Raw genomic sequence first — 20,679 nt, 5'->3', positions numbered from 1 at the left:
GTATTAGTGAATAATTTTTATGAAAGCTAGTCTATTTTCTTTATTTGCATCATTATTTAATAGTAAAAGAGGTAGAAAGGATAGAGCGATGTTTGGAGCAATTATACAACAAATAGTATTAGGTATTTCATTAGCTGCACCTGTAGGTCCGATTAATATTGAAATGTTAAAACGAGGAATTGAACGTGGATTTTGGCATGCGTGGATTGTTGGAATCGGAGGAATGACTGCTGATATTTTGTTTATGCTGCTTATTTATTTTGGTTTATCTTCTGTGTTTATGTATACATATGTACAAGCTTTTATGTATTGCGCTGGTTTTTTCTTGTTGTTTTATTTAGGGTTTCAAAGTGTAAAACAAGGAATTTCTCACTCTAATATGGAATATAAACAAGAAGAGATAGGTGGACTTAAACAATCTTTTATGGCAGGATTTCTAATTGCGATATCCAATCCATTAAATCTCGTTTTTTGGTTTGGTATATATGGAAGTACACTTAGCTCGTTGCTTACAAAGGTAACGAAACAAGAAGCTTTTTTGTACAGTCTTTGTATTATTGTTGGTATTATTTTGTGGAATTTAAATATTGCTTTTTCTGTACATTTTGGAAGAACTTTATTAAAGAAAAAAGCACTTGGCTATATTACAGCCGGAGCAGGTATTATTTTAGTAGGATATTCTATCCATTTTGCATACAAAGCTTTACAGTTGTTCATATAAGATTGAAGGGGAGATTTTTATGTATCGAACCACTATTGACGGAAAAGAAATTATCATCACTTTAGCACCAAAAATCCGAAAAGAAATTACTGATAGGAATCCACTATATGAAGCGGTATTTAAAAATGCAGCAAGGTTACTGCAAACGAAACAACCAACGTTTGCGGTAAATCATGAAGTATTTGGTCTCATTATTGGAGAAGTACAAAGAGGAGAAGTAACAGTGTTTGCAGTAGAACACATTATTCCGAAGCAAAATATATTTGGTCCGAACACTTTTTTCTCGACAATAGAACAGCAGGCAAATTTGTAAAGTGAATAGAATAAGAATGAAATAGAAAAAAATGGTCGTAACGATATGTTGCGGCTGTTTTTGTGGAAAAGGGGGAAGTAAGATGAAAAGAGTGGTGAAAGAGTTTTTTTTACAACATGATATTGTTATTATGTATAGTGTTCTATTAATTTTTATTATTATTTTAAAAATGCAATTTTTCACATGGATTGGTATGTTAGCGTGTATGTTTGGGATTGTTTTTTATACGTTTAACGAATATATGACACACCGTTTTTTATTCCATTTAAAGCCGCCTAAAAACGCATTTTTATTAAAAATGTTAAGAAGATTACATTATGATCATCACGTATATCCAGATGATTTAAAACTTTTATTTTTGCCTGTATGGTTTAGTATACCTAGCTTTACTATATATTTACTTATAACGTATGGTATTACAAAAAGTGTTACTGTTACACTTTCATTCGGAATCGGAATGATTATCATGCTCCTCGTTTATGAATGGAAACATTATATTGCACATAAACCGATTCGTCCCTTCACTAAGTTTGGAAGATGGCTAAAAAAACAGCACATATTACACCATTATAAAAATGAAAAGTTTTGGTTCGGAGTTTCAAATCCAGTATTCGATTTTATATTTAGAACACTTAAAGATGGAAAAGACGTTGAATTAAGTGAAACAGCTCGTAATTTAGAAAAGGAGACAAAGAAAGAAGTAGTGCGATAAGCACTACTTCTTTCTTCTATTTTAATGGGAATAAAAGTTTAATCGAATCAATCAAATTTTATGTTAAAAAAGTATATTGAAAATTTAGGAGAAAATGACGAAAAATGTCTATCGAAAAATCTTTGCAGGAATGTATAGATTGTCTAAAATGGAAATAAGTTTCTGAATATTTATAAAATTTAGTCTTTAGGTATGCAAGGAGGAATTGTATTTTAAGTTAAGAGAGGGGACCAGAGAATGAAACGAGATGATACGTCAGCACGTAAGTTAAAAAATGAGGTGAATTATACAGAAGTTGTTCAGTCTGAAGAGTTTCAATTGTTATTAGATACGAAAAAGAAGTTTATCATTCCGATGAGTATTTTCTTTTTAAGTTTTTTTATAGCACTACCTATTTTAACATCGTATTCAAAGGTGCTTAATACACCGGCGTTTGGTGATGTGACATGGGCATGGGTATTTGCTTTTGCGCAATTTATTATGACATGGTCATTATGTATGATTTACAGCAAGAAAGCCGAATCCTTTGATGAAATTTCGCAAAAAATTCTGCAAGATATGCAAAAAGGGAGGGGCTGAATTTGAATACTACTGCGTTTGCACTATTTTTAATTATTGTTCTTGGTACGCTCGTCATAACCTATTTTGCATCAAAAAAAACGAAAAATGCGAGTGAATTTTATACGGCTGGAGGGGGATTAACTGGCTGGCAAAATGGTCTGGCTATTGCTGGGGATTACATGTCTGCTGCGTCATTTCTTGGTATAGCCGGAGCGATAGCGTTAACTGGGTTTGATGGGTTCTTTTATAGTATCGGCTTTTTAGTTGCTTATTTAGTTGTTCTATATCTTGTCGCAGAACCGCTTAGAAATTTAGGGAAGTACACGTTAGCAGATATGATTGCGGCACGTTTTGATGCGAAAAAAGTTCGTGGTATAGCAGCGCTTAATACGATGACGATTTCAATTTTTTATATGATTGCACAATTAGTTGGTGCGGGTGCACTTATTAAACTATTATTAGGTATTGAATATACAACATCTGTATTAATCGTAGGTACACTTATGACTGTGTATGTTATTTTTGGAGGAATGACAGCTACGAGCTGGGTTCAAATTGTAAAGGCTGTACTACTTATGGCAGGGACATTTATTATTTCTGTTATCGTTTTCTCCAAATTTAATTTCAGTGTGACTGAAATGTTCGCTCACATGAAAACAGCTACTCCATTAAAAGATTCGTTTTTAAATCCAGGAGTAAAGTATAAGGATGGTCTTGATACACTTTCTTTAAATTTAGGACTAGTCCTTGGTACAGCGGGATTACCACATATTCTTGTCCGCTTTTTTACAGTACGTGATGCAAAAACTGCACGTCAATCTGTTGTATATGCGACGTGGTTAATTGGCGCGTTTTATATTATGACAATTTTCTTAGGGTTTGGAGCAGCAGCGTTTGTAGGAAATGAGGCGATTATTAAAGCAAACCCTGCTGGTAATATGGCAGCACCTTTATTAGCAAAAGCATTAGGCGGAGATTTCTTATTTGCTTTCGTATCAGCAATTGCTTTTGCAACTATTTTAGCTGTAGTAGCAGGACTTGTGTTAACAGCAGCATCAGCATTCGCGCATGATTTTTATAATGAGATTATCCGTAAAGGAAAATCAACGGAAAAAGAGCAAGTGTCAATGGCTCGTTATGCGTCTATTGGAGTAGCGATAGTATCTATTATACTTGCTTTATTTGCTCAAACATTAAACGTAGCATTTTTAGTATCACTAGCATTTGCGGTTGCAGCGAGTGCAAATTTACCGGTTATATTATTTACAATCTATTGGAAGCGTTTTAATACAACAGGAGCAATTTCTGGTATGATTGTTGGTCTTGTATCAGCGATTGTTCTTGTAGCGTTAAGTCCAAATGTTTGGAACCCAGTAGCTGGAAAAGCTATTTTTGTTGGAGAAGCGATATTCCCATATACGACACCTGGAATTATTTCGATCCCGCTCGGGTTTCTTGCAGCATATTTAGGAACTGTTTTCTCTAGTAAGAAAGAAGATGCAGCGAAATTTGATGAAATTCTTGTGAAATCTAATACTGGTCATGGTATTAGTGATGCATCTTCGCATTAAAAAAGAGGAGCTTTTCGAAATATAAGAAAAGCTCCTCTTTCTTTTGACATTTTCTTATAAATATTACTTTAATTTTGGTAGGATTTGTCTTGTGTTTGTGGAATGAAAATAGGCAGGGAGAAATTTAACTCATCATGGCACCAGCGCAGCTTTGTGAAAAATAAGTTGTTATGGAAGGTGGAAGAAATGATGAAGACAAAACAAACCGATGAATTATTAGCAAAAGATGAGCAATATGTGTGGCACGGAATGCGTCCCTTTAGTCCAAGTAGTACAATGGTAGGGGCAAAAGCAGAAGGGTGCTGGGTTGAAGATATACAAGGAAAAAGATACTTAGATGGTATGAGTGGTCTTTGGTGTGTAAATAGCGGATATGGAAGAAAAGAGCTTGCAGAGGCAGCTTATAAGCAATTGCAAACATTATCATATTTTCCGATGTCACAATCACATGAACCAGCAATTAAGCTCGCTGAAAAGTTAAACGAGTGGCTTGGTGGAGAGTATGTTATTTTCTTCTCTAATAGTGGATCAGAAGCGAATGAAACCGCTTTTAAAATAGCAAGACAATATTATGCTCAAAAAGGTGAACCGCATCGTTACAAATTTATGTCACGTTATCGTGGTTATCACGGAAACACAATGGCAACGATGGCGGCAACTGGCCAAGCACAACGTAGATATCAATATGAGCCATTTGCTTCAGGTTTTTTACACGTAACGCCTCCAGATTGTTACCGCATGCCAGAAGTGGAATCGCAAGATATTTATGATGTAGAGTGTGTGAAAGAAGTAGATCGTGTTATGACATGGGAATTAAGTGAAACGATAGCAGCATTTATTATGGAGCCAATTATTACAGGCGGAGGTATTTTAATGCCACCACAAGACTATATGAAAGCAATTCACGAAACATGTCAAAAACACGGAGCACTACTTATAAGTGATGAAGTTATTTGTGGTTTCGGGCGTACAGGAAAAGCATTTGGGTTTATGAACTATGACGTTAAGCCTGATATCGTTACGATGGCAAAAGGTATTACGAGCGCATATTTACCATTATCAGCAACAGCTGTAAAAAAAGAAATTTATGAGGCATTTAAAGGAACAGGAGAATATGAATTCTTCCGCCATATTAATACATTTGGTGGAAATCCAGCGGCTTGTGCATTAGCGCTTAAAAACTTAGAGATTATGGAAAATGAAAATTTAATTGAGCGCTCTGCACAAATGGGTTCGCTTTTATTAAATCAATTAAAAGAAGAAATCGGAGAACATCCACTTGTTGGAAATATTAGAGGGAAAGGGCTATTAGTTGGAATCGAACTAGTAAATGATAAAGCGACGAAAGAACCAATTGATAATGACAAAATTGCAAGTGTTGTAAATGCTTGTAAAGAAAAAGGGCTTATTATTGGGCGTAACGGAATGACAACGGCAGGGTATAATAACGTATTAACATTAGCGCCACCGCTTGTTATTTCAGGTGAAGAAATTGCTTTTATTGTCGGAACGTTGAAGACAGCGATGGAACGTATTTAATAAATAGAACGAGAGGAGCGAGCTGTAATATAAGGCTCGCTTTTGTTTACAAGGAGGAGATTTTAATGGAGAAATATGATCCTAACAAACATTATCACATTGGTTATTATGAAGACGGATATGATTTAGAAGTGACAGCGTACAAAAGAATAAATGAGGCAGTTTGGGATGCATATATTCCACACTATGAGGTAGATGATTTTTACAAAAAAGTGGAGGAAATGAAGCTAGGTGAATATATAGATGATTATGGCATTAAGGTGTATTCATTTAGTAATGATATCGATGATGAAGAAGCGCGAACTATGTTTGAAAACTGGTTAAAAATGAATGGAATTGTTTAAAGATAAAATGAAAAAGGAGATTGCTATCTTATAAGAGAGCAATCTCCTTTTATTATATGAAACTTATTTACTTGCTTTCATTGCTTTATCTTTTGCACCAAAAGTGTATTTTAACATTGGTGGTGTAATCATCGTTGTTAAAATAACTACGATAACGATTGCTGTAAAGTAATCTTGTGCTAATAGGCCAGAAGAAAGTCCTGTTCCTGCGATGATAAGTGCAACTTCACCACGAGAAACCATACCAGCACCGATAATTGCAGAAGACTTTGCATCAAATCCAGTGATTCGTGCACCGAATCCACAACCGATTAGTTTTGTGAATACAGCGATAACTGTTAATGCTAAGATGAACCAAATTTGATCGCCAATACCGTCAAATGTAATATTCATACCGATACTAACAAAGAATACTGGAACGAACATAGCGTAAGCAATTGGTTCTACTTTCTTTTCTACTTCATGTTTGTAGTTCGTTTGAGAAATAGCGATACCAGCTGCGAAAGCACCGATAATACCAGCAATTCCTAATAGTTCGCCGAAGTATGCGAATGAGAAACAGATGATAAGCGCAGCACTAACGATAGACTCAGATACGCGAAGCGGTGATAACCAACGCATGATTGCTGGAACACCTTTCCAACCAATTAAAATGATAGAAGCAAAGAATACTACTTTCTTCAAGATAATCATTGTTAAGTTAACGTCATCTGTGCCTAAGAAGCTCATTGCAAATGCTAATAAAATAACAACAAGAATGTCATCAAATACAGCGGCTCCAAGCATCGTCGTACTTTCACGTGTTTTCATTTTACCTAAATCACGAAGTGTTTGAACGGAAATACTAACACTTGTTGCACATAGAAGTAATCCTAAAAAGACAGCATTCCCTTGTTCCATACCGACAACAAGACCGGCAACGTAACCACCTACGAATGGAAGAACGATACCTCCAAGTGCAACAGCTAAAGAAGAATTACGATTTGCGTTTAATTCTTCTAAATCTGTTTCAAGTCCTGCCATAAACATTAAAAGAATAACTCCGACATTACTTAATTGTGTTAGAAGCTCTGAATTTTCAATCCATCCGAATATAGCTGGACCGATAACGATACCAACGATTAATTTACCGAGTACAGAAGGTTGACCTAATCTAACACTAAGGTCACCAGCGAGCTTTGTACTTAATAAAATAAGTGCAATCTGAAAGAAAAATTCGAATTCCATTTGATCCTCTCCTCATCATTTTTTATTTTTATCATACGATTTCTCGGAATTTGCCTAATGATAATATGTAAAGATCCATTAAACAAAGGGTCTATTTACGAGTTCTTTTGAACTTGTAATTTGAACCTGTAATTAATATATAATAAAATTTATTAAAAATCAATGAAAAAATAGCAGATTTTCATGAGAGGATTCGTTTTAGAAACGGGGGATATAGATATATAATAGGAAGTAATAAAGTTTACATATAATGAATGGAGAAAGAAAAATGTTATTAAATCAACGTTTTACAATTGGGGAAATGGCGAAAATGCATAATATAGCGGAATCTACATTACGTTATTATGATGAAAAAGGGATTTTTCATCCGTCAATTGTTGACCCTCAAACCAATTATCGTTATTACACAATTGATCAGTTTTCACTATTAGATACGATTAAATTTTTACGCCAATTGAACATCCCGTTAAAGGAAATAAAGAAATATATTGATGAACGAAATCCATCTTATGCGCTGAATTTACTTGAAAAACAACAAGAAATGATGCTGAAAAAACAAAGAGAAATCGAGTATGCTTTGGCAAAAATGGAACATAAAATCCATTTAATGAAGAAAGCGACGAAATCTGAAGCAAATCAAATTATTTATAAAAAGATACCGAAACGAAAAATTACAGCAATTGCAGTTGCACCAAATACAACGGATGATATGTTTGAATATTATATCCATTCGTTGCAAAAAAATATGAAGCAAATTGATAATAGTTTATTTTCAGGTGATATCGGTGTAACAGTTTCAAAAAAAGCATTAATGCAAAATGAGTTTCAAGCATATAACAGTGTGTTTATTTTATTGGATTACATGCCTTTTGAAGCGCATACTTCAGATGAAATAAAAGAAGGGATATTTGCCTGTTCTTATCACCATGGACCATATGAAGAAACAGACGCAACGTATACGGAATTATTAAAGCACATTGATAACGAAGGATATGAAGTGTGGGGAGATGCACTGGAACTTGCATTAATTGATTGGTCCGTAACAGAAAATCCGAAGGAGCAAGTAACGGAAATTCAAATACCTGTTGTTAAAAAATAGGCTTATATATTTTTCGATTCTCTATTGACCTTCAAGTAACTTGAAGGTTTAAACTGTGAACAGAGCATTGAAAAAGGAGCATTTATATGATGGAAACAACAGAAAAATTAAGAGAAAAACCAATTAAAAGTTTATTTATTACGTATTTAATACCAGCTGTTCTTGGGATGGTATTAATGTCGGTTAATATTGTGATTGATGCAGTCATGATTAGTAGAGGAGTTGGAGCGAACGGTTTAGCCGGAGTAAACGTAGCTATTCCAGCATTTTCAATTTTCTTCTCTATTTCATTATGGATTGGAATGGGCGGAGCAACGCTATATTCCATTGCACTAGGTGAAAATAAACTGGAAAGAGCAAGGTCTATCTTTACTCAATCTATGACAGTAGCAGTTGTTATCGTTGGCGTTTTAGCGGCTATTTGCTTATGGAGAATAGAAGATTTAGCATATTTATTTGGTGCGAATGAAGTGATTTTACCATACGCATTAGACTATTTACAGGTGTTATTAACATTTGGAATGATATACGTTTTAGAAAATATTTTAAGTACATTTATACGAAATGACGGAAATCCTAATTTAGCAATGGCAGGTCTTGTTGTAACGGCTGTATTAAATATAGTGTTCGACTATATTTTTATTTTCATCTTTGGATGGGGTGTAACTGGTGCTGCTTCAGCTACTATTCTTTCAGCGGCAATTGGTTTCCTTGTATTATTAACTCACTTCTTTAGAAAAAGTAGTATTTTAAAATGGACGAAATTCCATTTTGAATGGGATACGGTTAAACAAATTATGGTGATCGGTTTCCCAAGTTTTACAGCAGAAAGTACAGTTGCAATCGTAACGATCGGTTTTAACATTGCGTTCGTTCAATATGCAGGAGAACTAGGTGTAGCTTCATATGCGATGGTGAATAGTATTCATGCAATGACATTGCTATTATTCTTCGGTGTTGGTGCAGCGTTACAACCAATCGCTAGTTTCCATTACGGTGCAAACTTATCAGAAAGATTGCGTGAAGGATTGCAGTTTGCTGTAAAAATTGCGCTTGTACTCGGAGGTATTGCAATTGTTGTCGGTTTATTCTTCGGGAAATATATTATAGGTTTATTTAATGTTCAATCGCCAGAACTACTGGAGTTAACGTTAACAGGTATTAGTTTATTCTTTATTCAATATGTATTTTTAGGCTATAACATTGTATATGGAGAGTACTTCCAATCAGTGCGACAAACGAAAAAATCAGTACTTATAATAATGAGCCGAGGTTTATTATTTGTTATCCCATTGTTATGGATTATGCCAAAAGTATTTGGTATAAACGGAATTTGGCTCGTTATGCCAGTAGCGGAAGTATTGACAGCAATTATCGTATTTACGATGAATCGTATGAAACATCCTGTTCCGTTAAACATGGTGAGAGAGAAAAAAGCAATATAGTGAAGAAAATCCCCTTGAACAAGTAAGGGGATTTTTTTTCATTCTTTTAAACTAATCGCAAAAGATCCATCTGTCTCCTGCACAGAAGCGAAAGCCACATTTTTAATATTTGTAACGCCTTTCTCCATTAACTCTGCATGTAACCACTTTTCATTTTTATGGATTAATTTTAAGTTATCGTATTGAATTTGTGAATCAACGATAAGAGCAATTGGTAAGCCTGCATACTTAACATTTATATTCATATCTTTTGGAGTCAGAGGCACAAGTTCTCTTTTTGGTAAAATACTAATAGCGCCATTCGCTTCTAATATCGCATACTCGATTTCATGAACACTTGGATATCCTGCGACGCGAAGGTTAGAAAGCAATTCAGGGATCGGATATCTACTTTTTTGTAAGTTCTCAAAAATAATATCACCATGTTTAATTAAAATAATGGGGTGTCCGAGAATAAAACGATTTAGTTTGTTGAGTAGGCTTAATTTTGTAAGAAGCAAATGCAAACATGTAATAACGACCATACCGAGAAATGCTTGTAAAGCACCAGCGACTGGTATGGCTTGAAAAGCTAAATAAGATAAAAAGATAATAGCCCCAAAATCATGAGGAGTTAGTTGTGCTAATGCAGATTTACCAAGTAGCTTAAGTGATAGTAAAAATAAGATGAAAAAGAATGATACGTTACATAAAAAGAGAAGCAATAGGGACACTCCTTCGTGCGAAGTTGTACTTACTATTCCCGAAATTAATAGAAATATTACCTTTTGGAGGATAAATTAGGCTTAATTGGAATTCGTCTGTATACAAACGAATAAATGGATATTATGATAAAGGAAGTAAAGGGAATAGGGGTATATGGATATGAGAAAGAAGAAAATAATCAAGTATATTTTAGTTGTTATAATGATTTGCGCCGTATATGCGGGGTTTTTACAATATAACATTTATAAGCATGGGCATATGCATGCAATTGATGATGCGGATTATATAATTGTACTAGGATCGAAAGTAAATGGAACAAAACCTTCTTATTCATTGCAATATCGTATTGATAAAGCAGCTGAGTATTTAAAATTACATGATAAAACAATTGCTATTGTATCTGGAGGCCAAGGAAAAGGTGAAGATATTACAGAAGCATTAGCGATGAAACAAGGATTAATGAAACAAAATATTGCAGAAGACCGCATTATAATGGAAGATAAGTCGACGAGCACAGATGAAAATATTAAATTCTCAAAGCCGTTAATTCCAGCCAATATGAAAAAAGGTATGATCGTAACAAACGATTTCCATATGTTTAGAGCGAAAAAAATAGCTGCAAAACAAGGTTTGCAATTAGAAGGGCTTCCGGCCAAAACACCGAAGCCAATTATCATTCCATCGAATGTACGAGAATATTTAGCGATTACGCAATATTGGTTTATGAATCGAATATAGTTAAAGTAATCCCGCCCAAAATTTGAGGCGGGATTTATTTCGAGGAAAATCTTACAAAAATGTCATGTTCATGAAAGGTAAAGCGATAGTTTCTGGAAAGGTTTCCTGACATAATGAAGGTAATAAAAAACTTTAGAGGTGAATCGTATGAAAGGAAATAATATTTTATCCTCGCTATGTTATTTTAGTATCTTTTTTGCACCATTTTTACTACCAATTATCGTTTACTTCGTTGCGGAAGATGAAGTAAAATATCATGCGAAAAAAGCATTTTGGTCACATGTTTTCCCATATGCAATTTTATTTGGAGGGTTAGCTTTATCAGGAGTATACGGTTTAAGTTTCAATCAGTCTGAGAGCATTGGAATTGGGATGGTTATAACGTATGCAGTGTTTATTCTTGTAGGGATTTACTACTTCATTTGGAATATTGTTAAAGGTATTAAAGTATTGAAAGCAGCTTAACGTTGTCGTTATGTGTGTAAAGTCGATATAATTTCATTTACCATATTAATATGTATTTAAAAAAGAGCAACTCACAATGAACTGCACCCCAATTGTTAGACACAGTCTAACAATTGGAGGTGCAGTTCATAAAGGAGTGCTCTTTTTTTGCTTATAAGTTGTGAATAATGAAAAAGATATGTTAATTTTTTATTATGAAGAGAAAAAAGGAGTGGTTTTTATGAATGAGATGATACATAAAATGGAGCAACACGTTTCAGTTCGTAAATATAAAGAAGAACCAATTTCAAAAGAGATAGTAGAAAGAATGGTGCAAGCTGCGCAGCATGCAGCTTCCTCACATTTTGTACAGGCGTATTCTCTTATATATGTAACAGATCAGGAACTAAAGGCTAAACTAGCTGAATTATCCGGGAATCGTCATGTGAAAGACTGCGCAGCATTCTTTGTATGCTGTGCGGATTTAAAACGTCTAGAAACTGCATGTGAGAAACATGGAACAGAGATTAAACATGAGGGAGTAGAGGACTTTATTGTAGCAACAGTAGATGCCTCATTATTTGCACAAAACTTAGCACTTGCAGCTGAATCATTAGGATACGGCATTTGTTATATTGGCGGAATTCGTAATAACCCGAAAGAAGTGAGTGAATTGCTTCATTTACCGGATAAAGTATATCCGGTATTCGGAATGACAGTGGGCGTACCAAATGAAGATCATGGAGTTAAGCCACGTTTACCGGTAGCGGCCATTCTTCATGAAAATGGATACGATGAAAAGAAATATGATGAATTATTAAACGAATATGATGAAACGATGAGTGCGTATTACAAAGAAAGATCGTCAAATCAAAAAAACGTAACATGGACGGAATCAATGAGCTCATTTATGTCCAAAGAGAAAAGAATGCATATGAAAGAGTTTTTAAATGAAAAAGGATTAAATAAGAAATAAGTAAAAAGGCAAACCTGGAATGCGGGTTTGTCTTTTTTTGAGGAGAAATGTATTTTTTTGCTATCATATACATAGAAATAAAGATTAATAAATTTTTACAAAAATGATAGAAAATGAGAATAAAATGCCAATAGTAAGTAAAAGCAGCTGCTAAAGGGGAACTGAGGAAGGAAGATGTTTATGATTTTCGATTCTGAAGAGGATTTAATTATAGCTATGAAAAAACGCGATTAAGATGCTTTGAAAGAAGTAATTGATCAATATGGAAAATTAATTTTGTACATTATTCATAAATCATTAAGTACCCCTATTGAAAAACAATATGTGGATGATTGTTATAATGATGTATTTACTATCATTTGGTTTAATATCGAACAATTTGATATAGAAAAGGGAAACTTAAAATCTTGGATGATTGGTATTACTAAATTAAAGGCATTGGAATATAAAAAGAAAGTATATAAAGAGAATAAAATCGATAAAGACGTAGAAATAGATACAAGTATCCATGATAGGTATGAAATAGAACAAGAAGAAGAGATTATGGAACTCGTACAAGATTTAAATACAAAGGATCGGTATATCTTTTTAAAGAGGTATATTGATGGGTATTCCATTGACGATATTGCGAAAGAATTAAAAGTAACGGCTGACTATATATACAATCGAATTTCTCGTGGAAAGAAAAAACTTCAAAAACTATGGAAAGGGAGTGTGTAATATGGATAAAAGATTATTATCGATGTTAAATGAGCTCCAATATTCAGAAGAAGAAATTATACGTTTAGAGAAAGAAGCGAATGATTCTATAAATATAGATAAGTATTATGTAAGAAATGGAGAACTATTAAAAAAATTAACTGTACAAATGTTAGAAGAATCAATTCGCAACGAATTACAAGCTGATGAAGAAATCGAGAAGGAACTGTTAGTAGACGAAGGATGTATGGTAAATAGTAAAGTCATACCGAATATATTATAAGCAGGAGCTACCTTTTATTATTATATCGTTTTAACGAATAAAAGAGTGATAATGAAAGGGTTAGATTGCTATTTTAAAAAGACAAATGAACATAGTATGCCAATAGAGGATATACAATCCATTTCGCAACATAAAAAAATGAAAAATGTCTTTGAGATTAAATATAATAACAATTATATACAATTTGGAAGTGTTGCGTATGCACATGAAATTGCAATGATTATTATGGAGTTAAAAAAACGCGGAGTAAAAGTAGGAAAGTATACAGATTTAGAAAAAGGTTGGATGATTTTCTTTAGTGTATTTGTAATAGCAATGGGTAGCCTTCTAGCTTTACCATATTTAATATAAAAATAAAAAGCGGCATAATAGCCGCTTTTTATCGTTTAATTAGTATTAAAAGGATCTTGTAGTTTTCAAATGATCTACTTATGAAAGAATTACTAGTGGATTAGTACTTGTAAACTGAAAATAAAGTTATTTTATTTTTGGAGTGAAATACTGCACCGTACTTAAAAATACAACAATAATTTCGTTTGAACCTATCTATTATTGTGCACTATCTAAAGCATTCTCTATAACAAGTTCAAACTTTCAATAAGAAGATAAACCCCCGTACAACTTAAAAGGATGTACGTAAATATTTTAAAAATCCGTTGATTAAGCCATTTGAAAATAATTTGACCTATATACAAACCTAGAAATACGATTGGAATAGCATAAAAACTTGATTCCCAAATTGTTTTGTTTGTGCCAGTAAAGAGTATTTGAGTTAGTAGACTAATGAAATATATAAATAGATAAAAAGCTAAAGTAGTTGCTCTCAACTTCTCTTTTTTCTTATCAGTTCCTGTAAAGTAAAGTAACAGGGGTGGTCCTGGCATACCGATACTGGTCGTTAAAAGCCCTGATAATCCACCAACTATAAAATCTCTAAATGGTGTTGATTTAACCTTAAAGTTGCATATTAGCATCAATGTTAATAGTAAGAGCAGGATGCTAATTGCTAATTTAAAAGCGTTTATATTAATGGAAATGAAGAGTAAAATACCAAAAGGTACACCAACTATACTTCCAATAGTTAACCTTTTCAGTAGAATAAAATCAATGTCCATTCTTATTTTCCAAATGAGTGATATTGAAATAACTAATGATAAAATAATATTAATTTGTATAGCTTCTTGTGGTAAGAATAACATTAGTAAAAAAGGTGTTGCCATTATGGAAAAGCCAAAACCTGTACTTGTTTGCAAAACAGAAGCCACCAATATAATACATATGAAACTTAATGTAATCTCCAAAATAGCCCTCCTATTTAATCAAATACACTAAATATTTTAATACCATGAAAATCGAATTTAGCTATTTTGAGCCTTTAGCATAAGTGCAATGTTTCACAATCTTACTTTTATTTTAACATAAATACTTAGTTTCTTCTCAAATAGCATTCACGTATAGGGCCCATTAACGAATATGGTTGACATTTTCAAATAATTGTATTGTTACGCAGCGCTAATAAATGAGATCAAATAAAATTTGGTGAAGAATCTATTGATTATCAATAGATTCTTCACCAAGCTCACCGCGATAAAACAAGAAAAGCCATATAAAACTAACAAAAATACAGCATATAGCTAACAAGCTACCAATCACTTGAGGAGAAAGGATTTCTAAAAACCATCCTGTAATAAACATAGATAACTGAATAAGCGATCCGTAGATGGAATAATGAAATGAAAAAACTTTACCAATCATGTTTTCTTGCGTATACGTTTGTAGTAATGTCGTATCAAGTGGAACGATGATACCTCCTGCTATACGCATACAGAGTAATGTAATGATACCGATAATAAGTTGATCGGATAGAATAAATCCGAGAAAGAAAATTCCTTGTAGTAAATAGGCCCAACCAAATGCTCTTTTCATTTTGTCTTCATTTTTAGACATATAAAGATTAACGAGGAGACTGCCAATCATAAGTCCAGCCCCTTGAACCGCATATAAAATACCAATGTTAGTGTGGAAGATTCTTTCGGCATAGATTGTTAGAAGTAACTGATAGGCACCTCCAATAATGCCCCATGAAATGCCGACAAGAATTAATGTTAAAATAATTTTGCTTTGTAATATGTATGTATAACCATCTTTTATATCAGTGAAAAACGCTTTTTTCTTGCTAAAAGTGTCACGAGAAGGGATCTTTATTTTATAAATAATATAGGCTGAAATAAAGTATGATAGGCTATTAATAAAGAAGGCAATCTCGATACTTAAAGATTGTGCAATGAGCCCACCTAAAGAAGCTCCCATAATAGACATAAAACCATTGATTGTACTAGAAAGAGAGTTAGCGGTTACGAAATGCTTTTGATGTACGATATTTTTTAGAGTGGATTGCTTAGCAGGCTCGAATAAGCAAGAGAGTACTGATAAGCATATGTTAGAAACGAAAATAATTTCAATTTTGTAGAATGCTAATAAATAAGTGAGGACGATAATTCCTCGTAAACTATCGGTAAAAATCATAATTTTCTTTTTTGAAAAACGGTCTACAATTCCGCCTATGAATGGGCTCAGAAGAAGTTGAGGTAACCCTTTGCTCATAAAGGTGAGTGCTAACATAAATGAAGATTCTGTTATGCTATAGACGAGTGTTAATAAAGCGACAGTATGAAACCAATCCCCAAGTACACTTAATGTTTGACCATAAAATAGTTTTTTAAAGTTTTTATTTGTTCTAAGAAGTGTGGAATAAGAAACTGATTGCACTGACATAAAAATTAATCCCTATCTATTGGCGATGTTTGTACATGCTTTTTCCATTCACTTAAATACATTTTCTCTGCTTTAGGTAGTCCAACAGGTAATTGTGCAATGAATTCTAAACTATTTCCATCAGGATCGTTAAAATATACGGAGGCGTGTGCTAATTCTGGAAAAACGATTGGCTCAATTGGCTCCATTCCAAAGTCTTTTCGCGCTGGAATTCCTTTCTGTTTGAGCCAGTGTATTGCGTTTTCTAAATCGTGTAAGCTTACTTGGAAAGCGATATGTCGTAAGGATGGATGATAATTGACTTTGTATTCTTTTCCTTCCCAAAGACCAATCCAACTTTCATTTTCTACAATCCAAAAGAAGGCGATATCGTTGTCTCTTTTATATAATTTTAACCCCAGTGATTCATAAAAAGGTATCGAATTTTCTAAATTACAGACAGGTAAATGTGCTTCATAAAGACCCTTAATCATTGTAATCCTCCTTAGTAAAAATGTTTCTTATTCCATAGTAAACGATTTCTTGTTAGTTGAAATCACAAAAAAGATGGACATAAATTCATACGAAAGTATGAAAAAACAGCTCAAATATGAGCTGTTTTCGTATAGTTTTTAGTTAACCTATTTCATTCATTTAGAGTTTAGCGAAAAGGATACGTATTATATTTAAAACCCTCCGCCGCCACCCCAACAGCTACATCCGATAATGATTAGAAGGATGAATAGCACGATGAGTAAAGCAAATCCACCGCCGAAACCAGCGCAACTACCACCAAAGCTCATGTTTTTTCCTCCTTTTTAGGAAATTAATCTATATAACTAATGGATTACTTTATAAGATATGTTTTTATTTAGAAAAGGAGCAAGTCTTACTTCTAATTAGACAAGAGCCTGTGATTGGATTTAAATATGATATTTACTTTGTTTCATAGCGCTTTTTTAAAAATGGTAAAACAATATGGAAGTGTATAATAGGTGAATGTATTGCAAATGAAAGGGGTATGTAACTTACAATTACATTAAAATTTCTTTTCATAAATATAAAATTTGTAAAAAAAGCCATTTTTTTATTTTTTTATGAGTGGAAATGTACTATAATTTTACAAGTAATATTATGGGAAAAGGGAGTTTTAGTATAGAGATGGAGATGGGACAATTACACAATAAAATAGAACACAAAAAGAAAGAGTTAATTCAACTTGTTGCTAGGCATGGATTAGATCATGATAAAGTTTTGTTATTTAGTCGAGATTTAGATATACTAATTAATAAGTTTATGAATATAAAAGGCAAAGTATGTAAGTAATTAATCTTTAATTTTTTATATTAGGATTATTTACTGATAAAGGAGAGAACAGTTATTGGAACATTTACAAGAAGAGTTGTATAAACAAATAAAAGAAGAAAAAGGTGCAGTTACTATATTTTTAAAGAGCGGAGTAAGAATAGTAGGGGAAGTAGTTGGAGTAGATAGATTTACAGTATTAATATTAGTAGATGGAAAACAACAACTTATTTATAAGCAGGCAATATCAACAATTATGAAATAAGACACTCATTTTGAGTGTCTTATTTCATAATTAAATGGTTATTGTTTACATGCTTCAACGTCAATGCCAGCAGCTAGTAATTTTTTTTCTCCGTCTTGTTCAATGATTTTTTGTAATCTAGATAAGAAAGAGTCAAAATCTGTATGTTTACCAACTTGGAAAGTCATTTTATGCTCAATTGGTAGCCAAGTATCAATATCAGCTTCGTTATGCTGAATTTTTACTTCAAGTTTATCAAGTGCATTAGCAACTTTTGCTTCATACGTTTCTTTCGCTTCGAACTCCATCCATAAATCGTATAATTCCACGCCGAGAGGACCTTCTAGTGTACGTTTAATATTTAAAATGGCCTCTAGCTCATTTTTCTGTTTTTGTAATTGTAATTCACGGCTATTCATCGTATCAAAGGCAGGAATATCACCAGCTTCTGCTTCGACAAGGTCATGAATAATAACCATTTTAAGTAATTTTTCTATATTTACTTTTTGATCCAAATAAGGCTCAACTAAGATAGCCATTAGGGACATACGCCACGTATGTTCAGCAACACTTTCTTGACGTCCGTTAGAAAGCCAACTATGTCGCATTTCATATTTTAGTTTTTCTGCTAATGCAATGACTTGTAAAATGTTATGTTCCATCGTGATCCTCCTCATATTTCCATACTATAATTCTAATATAGAAATGAAATGTGTCAATTTAATGAGTATATTGAGATAAATAGATGATACGCGTATAATGATTGTTATATGTGAAAACGCATTATTAAAATAAAAAAATGTTTTACGAAAACGAAAAAGGAAGGGCAGGAATATGGGAGACGAAAATCAAGGATTAGCTAGACCACAAAGGAAAAAAAGGAAGTTTGATATTTCTAGCCCCTTTGGCATTGTAGTAGGTTTCGTTATTTTAATTGCAGCGATCATGCTTGGCGGTGGTGGAATAAAAGCTTTTAAAAATTTCTTAGATGTTTCATCTATTTTGATCGTTATAGGGGGAACAACAGCGACAATTATTGTGGCATATAGATTTGGAGAAATAAAAAAATATACGAAAAGTATTTTTACTGTTTTACATAGAAGAGAGGAAAATCTAGAACAGTTAACGGATTTGTTCGTTGATTTTTCAAAGAAGTCTAAAAAACATGGTTTACTCTCGTTAGAAGTTGATGGAGAGCAAGTAGACAATCCTTTTATTCAAAAGGGGATTCGTTTAATGTTAAGTGGATATGATGAAGCAGAATTAAAAGAAGTATTAATGAGAGATGTTGAAACAGAAGTATATGAGTTAAGAAAAGGAGCAACATTATTAGATAAGATTGGTGATTTCGCTCCAGCGTGGGGTATGATAGGAACTTTAATTGGTCTTATTATTATGCTTCAAAACTTGCAAGATACATCGCAAATTGGTACAGGAATGGCAGTTGCTATGTTGACGACATTGTATGGATCTGTTATTGCAAACATGATTGCAATACCGTTATCTGAAAAAGTGTATCGTGGCATTGAAGATTTGTATACAGAGAAGAAGTTTGTAATAGAAGCAATCACAGAGCTTTACCGAGGACAAATTCCTTCTAAGTTAAAGTTAAAACTTGATACATACGTATATGAAACGAAGATAAAAAAAGAAAAACGAGCAGCCTAATATTTCAAGGAGTGGTATGGTGATGATAAAACGACCGCAAAAAGGATCGCCTCGTTGGATGACGACTTTTACTGATTTAACGATGTTGTTATTGACTTTTTTTGTACTATTAGTTGCTACATCAAAACAAGATACAGTAAAATTATCGAAGATGCTTGAAAAGTTTAGTGATGCAGAACAAGTGGATGCGAAAGTAATGGAAGGTACAATACCAGATATTTCACATGAAAAAAATGATGAAAAAGCAGTTTCAAAAAAACGAATGGATGAATTGTATAAAAAGTTAAAAGCATATGTAGATAATAATGGTGTTAGTCAAGTGAATGTATATCGAGAAGATACAGGTGTTAGCATCGTTATAGTAGATAACTTAATATTCGATACAGGCGATGCGAATGTTAAGCCGGAAGCAAAAGAAGTAATTAGTCAATTAGTAGGGTTCTTTCAATCGGTACCAAACCCAATTGTTGTAGAAGGACATACAGATAGTAGACCGATTCATAATGAAAAATTTCCTTCCAACTGGGAATTATCTTCAGCACGAGCAGCTAATATGATTCACCACTTAATTGAAGTGTATAATGTAGATGATAAACGATTAGCAGCGGTAGGATATGCGGACACAAAACCAGTAGCATCAAATGATTCACCGCAAAATTGGGAGAAAAACCGGCGCGTTGTAATATATATTAAAGAATAATATATTTCCATTTTATTAATAAAATAATAAAAATACAGAAATTCTTTTAAAAAAATATTAAATTTTCTCGTTTTATTTTGTATAATGAGTGAGAATGATAAGGTAAAATATTAAGATATATTTATACATAGAGGGAGAGAACCAAAAAGAATGGCACATAAAATTTTAGTTGTAGACGATGCGATGTTTATGCGAACAATGATTAAAAACTTATTAAAAAGTAATTCAGAATTTGAAGTTATCGGTGAAGCAGAGAATGGGGTAGAAGCGATTCAAAAGTATAAAGAACTTCAACCTGATATTGTAACACTAGATATTACTATGCCAGAAATGGACGGACTTGAAGCATTAAAAGAAATTATGAAAATTGATTCGAGTGCAAAGGTTGTTATTTGTTCTGCAATGGGACAACAAGGTATGGTATTAGATGCAATTAAAGGCGGGGCAAAAGACTTTATTGTAAAGCCATTCCAAGCCGATCGTGTTATCGAAGCTTTAACAAAAGTAGCAAATAGCTAATATAGAAGGGGTGCCACAAAGAATCAAATCAATGATAGCGGATAGACGTGTGGCCCCTTTTTTTCTCGTTATAAAACACTAAATTGTTATACATAAATGAAATGTTTGTTAG

25 protein-coding genes and 1 pseudogene are annotated in these 20,679 nt (G+C 33.1%); 19 read left to right on the top strand and 7 right to left on the bottom strand.

Annotated elements, in window-relative coordinates; all coding sequences use genetic code 11:
- Nucleotides 1-88: 88 nt before the first annotated feature.
- The 7 genes from SB773_RS01710 to SB773_RS01680 all read left to right on the top strand — a co-directional run bounded on the left by SB773_RS01710 (nucleotide 89) and on the right by SB773_RS01680 (nucleotide 5,761).
- Nucleotides 89-721 carry a LysE family transporter gene (locus SB773_RS01710; protein WP_002030886.1) on the top strand — a complete coding sequence of 211 codons (633 nt, stop codon included), beginning with the start codon at nucleotides 89-91 and terminating at the stop codon, nucleotides 719-721.
- A gap of 19 nt (nucleotides 722-740) precedes the next feature.
- Complete coding sequence (locus SB773_RS01705) at nucleotides 741-1,034, top strand: hypothetical protein (RefSeq protein ID WP_002011898.1); 294 nt, start codon at nucleotides 741-743, stop codon at nucleotides 1,032-1,034.
- Between the two features lie 82 nt (nucleotides 1,035-1,116).
- Nucleotides 1,117-1,746 (top strand): sterol desaturase family protein, encoded by a 630-nt coding sequence (locus SB773_RS01700; protein ID WP_002126527.1) that lies wholly within the window; start codon nucleotides 1,117-1,119, stop codon nucleotides 1,744-1,746.
- A 237-nt stretch (nucleotides 1,747-1,983) separates the two neighbouring features.
- A complete protein-coding gene (locus SB773_RS01695) occupies nucleotides 1,984-2,325 on the top strand; it encodes a DUF485 domain-containing protein (RefSeq protein WP_060751451.1) in 342 nt (113 codons plus the stop codon).
- A 2-nt stretch (nucleotides 2,326-2,327) separates the two neighbouring features.
- On the top strand, nucleotides 2,328-3,878 hold the full coding sequence (locus SB773_RS01690; protein WP_002011892.1) for a solute symporter family protein: 1,551 nt from the start codon (nucleotides 2,328-2,330) through the stop codon (nucleotides 3,876-3,878).
- Between the two features lie 189 nt (nucleotides 3,879-4,067).
- Complete coding sequence (locus SB773_RS01685) at nucleotides 4,068-5,417, top strand: aspartate aminotransferase family protein (protein ID WP_410588282.1); 1,350 nt, start codon at nucleotides 4,068-4,070, stop codon at nucleotides 5,415-5,417.
- Between the two features lie 65 nt (nucleotides 5,418-5,482).
- The gene (locus SB773_RS01680) at nucleotides 5,483-5,761 is read left to right on the top strand and encodes a DUF3986 family protein (protein WP_044438089.1); all 279 of its coding nucleotides are present in this window, start codon (nucleotides 5,483-5,485) and stop codon (nucleotides 5,759-5,761) included.
- 63 nt (nucleotides 5,762-5,824) lie between these two features.
- On the opposite strand, the gene SB773_RS01675 is transcribed toward SB773_RS01680, so the two are convergent.
- Nucleotides 5,825-6,988, bottom strand: coding sequence for a cation:proton antiporter (locus tag SB773_RS01675; RefSeq protein ID WP_002011888.1), 1,164 nt, complete (start codon nucleotides 6,986-6,988; stop codon nucleotides 5,825-5,827).
- Nucleotides 6,989-7,256: 268 nt separating this feature from the next.
- On the opposite strand from SB773_RS01675, the gene SB773_RS01670 reads away from it, so the two are divergent.
- Together SB773_RS01670 and SB773_RS01665 are read left to right on the top strand one after the other, a co-directional pair.
- The gene (locus tag SB773_RS01670) at nucleotides 7,257-8,087 is read left to right on the top strand and encodes a MerR family transcriptional regulator (RefSeq protein WP_088030914.1); all 831 of its coding nucleotides are present in this window, start codon (nucleotides 7,257-7,259) and stop codon (nucleotides 8,085-8,087) included.
- 89 nt (nucleotides 8,088-8,176) lie between these two features.
- Complete coding sequence (locus SB773_RS01665; RefSeq protein WP_131246032.1) at nucleotides 8,177-9,532, top strand: MATE family efflux transporter; 1,356 nt, start codon at nucleotides 8,177-8,179, stop codon at nucleotides 9,530-9,532.
- Nucleotides 9,533-9,570: 38 nt separating this feature from the next.
- Here SB773_RS01665 and SB773_RS01660 read toward each other — a convergent pair whose 3' ends face one another.
- The gene (locus SB773_RS01660) at nucleotides 9,571-10,236 is read right to left on the bottom strand and encodes a DUF421 domain-containing protein (protein ID WP_002011883.1); all 666 of its coding nucleotides are present in this window, start codon (nucleotides 10,234-10,236) and stop codon (nucleotides 9,571-9,573) included.
- Between the two features lie 202 nt (nucleotides 10,237-10,438).
- Between SB773_RS01660 and SB773_RS01655 the strand changes: the two genes are divergently transcribed.
- From SB773_RS01655 to SB773_RS01635, 5 genes and pseudogenes are all read left to right on the top strand, one after another.
- A complete protein-coding gene (locus SB773_RS01655) occupies nucleotides 10,439-10,975 on the top strand; it encodes a YdcF family protein (protein WP_410588279.1) in 537 nt (178 codons plus the stop codon).
- Between the two features lie 147 nt (nucleotides 10,976-11,122).
- Nucleotides 11,123-11,440, top strand: coding sequence for a magnetosome magnetite crystal formation protein family (locus tag SB773_RS01650; RefSeq protein ID WP_060751446.1), 318 nt, complete (start codon nucleotides 11,123-11,125; stop codon nucleotides 11,438-11,440).
- A 220-nt stretch (nucleotides 11,441-11,660) separates the two neighbouring features.
- On the top strand, nucleotides 11,661-12,395 hold the full coding sequence (nfsA, locus tag SB773_RS01645; protein ID WP_113735616.1) for an oxygen-insensitive NADPH nitroreductase: 735 nt from the start codon (nucleotides 11,661-11,663) through the stop codon (nucleotides 12,393-12,395).
- A gap of 240 nt (nucleotides 12,396-12,635) precedes the next feature.
- The gene (locus tag SB773_RS01640) at nucleotides 12,636-13,115 is read left to right on the top strand and encodes a sigma-70 family RNA polymerase sigma factor (RefSeq protein ID WP_078178009.1); all 480 of its coding nucleotides are present in this window, start codon (nucleotides 12,636-12,638) and stop codon (nucleotides 13,113-13,115) included.
- Between the two features lies 1 nt (nucleotide 13,116).
- Nucleotides 13,117-13,728: pseudogene (locus SB773_RS01635) on the top strand (PH domain-containing protein).
- A gap of 224 nt (nucleotides 13,729-13,952) precedes the next feature.
- On the opposite strand, the gene SB773_RS01630 reads toward SB773_RS01635, so the two are convergent.
- The 4 genes from SB773_RS01630 to SB773_RS01615 all read right to left on the bottom strand — a co-directional run bounded on the left by SB773_RS01630 (nucleotide 13,953) and on the right by SB773_RS01615 (nucleotide 16,934).
- Nucleotides 13,953-14,678: a sulfite exporter TauE/SafE family protein gene (locus SB773_RS01630; RefSeq protein WP_410588276.1), complete on the bottom strand. Its 726-nt coding sequence runs from the start codon at nucleotides 14,676-14,678 to the stop codon at nucleotides 13,953-13,955.
- Nucleotides 14,679-14,925: 247 nt separating this feature from the next.
- Complete coding sequence (locus SB773_RS01625; RefSeq protein WP_002126548.1) at nucleotides 14,926-16,152, bottom strand: MFS transporter; 1,227 nt, start codon at nucleotides 16,150-16,152, stop codon at nucleotides 14,926-14,928.
- A 5-nt stretch (nucleotides 16,153-16,157) separates the two neighbouring features.
- Nucleotides 16,158-16,625, bottom strand: coding sequence for a VOC family protein (locus SB773_RS01620; protein ID WP_002126550.1), 468 nt, complete (start codon nucleotides 16,623-16,625; stop codon nucleotides 16,158-16,160).
- Nucleotides 16,626-16,817: 192 nt separating this feature from the next.
- Nucleotides 16,818-16,934, bottom strand: coding sequence for a YjcZ family sporulation protein (locus SB773_RS01615; protein ID WP_000007805.1), 117 nt, complete (start codon nucleotides 16,932-16,934; stop codon nucleotides 16,818-16,820).
- A gap of 304 nt (nucleotides 16,935-17,238) precedes the next feature.
- Here SB773_RS01615 and SB773_RS01610 point away from each other — a divergent pair, with 304 nt between their 5' ends.
- Together SB773_RS01610 and hfq are read left to right on the top strand one after the other, a co-directional pair.
- Nucleotides 17,239-17,457, top strand: coding sequence for an aspartyl-phosphate phosphatase Spo0E family protein (locus SB773_RS01610; RefSeq protein WP_002141097.1), 219 nt, complete (start codon nucleotides 17,239-17,241; stop codon nucleotides 17,455-17,457).
- 55 nt (nucleotides 17,458-17,512) lie between these two features.
- A complete protein-coding gene (gene hfq / locus SB773_RS01605; RefSeq protein ID WP_002012071.1) occupies nucleotides 17,513-17,701 on the top strand; it encodes an RNA chaperone Hfq in 189 nt (62 codons plus the stop codon).
- A gap of 38 nt (nucleotides 17,702-17,739) precedes the next feature.
- Here hfq and SB773_RS01600 read toward each other — a convergent pair whose 3' ends face one another.
- On the bottom strand, nucleotides 17,740-18,342 hold the full coding sequence (locus SB773_RS01600; RefSeq protein WP_002030912.1) for an HD domain-containing protein: 603 nt from the start codon (nucleotides 18,340-18,342) through the stop codon (nucleotides 17,740-17,742).
- A gap of 172 nt (nucleotides 18,343-18,514) precedes the next feature.
- On the opposite strand from SB773_RS01600, the gene SB773_RS01595 reads away from it, so the two are divergent.
- The 3 genes from SB773_RS01595 (at nucleotide 18,515) to SB773_RS01585 (ending at nucleotide 20,567) form a co-directional block, all read left to right on the top strand.
- Nucleotides 18,515-19,348 (top strand): flagellar motor protein MotP, encoded by an 834-nt coding sequence (locus SB773_RS01595; RefSeq protein WP_002012069.1) that lies wholly within the window; start codon nucleotides 18,515-18,517, stop codon nucleotides 19,346-19,348.
- A 22-nt stretch (nucleotides 19,349-19,370) separates the two neighbouring features.
- Nucleotides 19,371-20,048 carry an OmpA family protein gene (locus tag SB773_RS01590; protein WP_002012067.1) on the top strand — a complete coding sequence of 226 codons (678 nt, stop codon included), beginning with the start codon at nucleotides 19,371-19,373 and terminating at the stop codon, nucleotides 20,046-20,048.
- Nucleotides 20,049-20,198: 150 nt separating this feature from the next.
- A complete protein-coding gene (locus tag SB773_RS01585; RefSeq protein ID WP_000940577.1) occupies nucleotides 20,199-20,567 on the top strand; it encodes a response regulator in 369 nt (122 codons plus the stop codon).
- Nucleotides 20,568-20,679: the final 112 nt, after the last annotated feature.

Origin of the sequence: Bacillus sp. SIMBA_074 (assembly GCF_046534555.1) — a bacterium.
GTDB lineage: Bacteria > Bacillota > Bacilli > Bacillales > Bacillaceae_G > Bacillus_A > Bacillus_A mycoides.
Note: the sequence above shows the minus strand (reverse complement) of the source record. Positions and strands in the feature narration are given on the sequence as shown.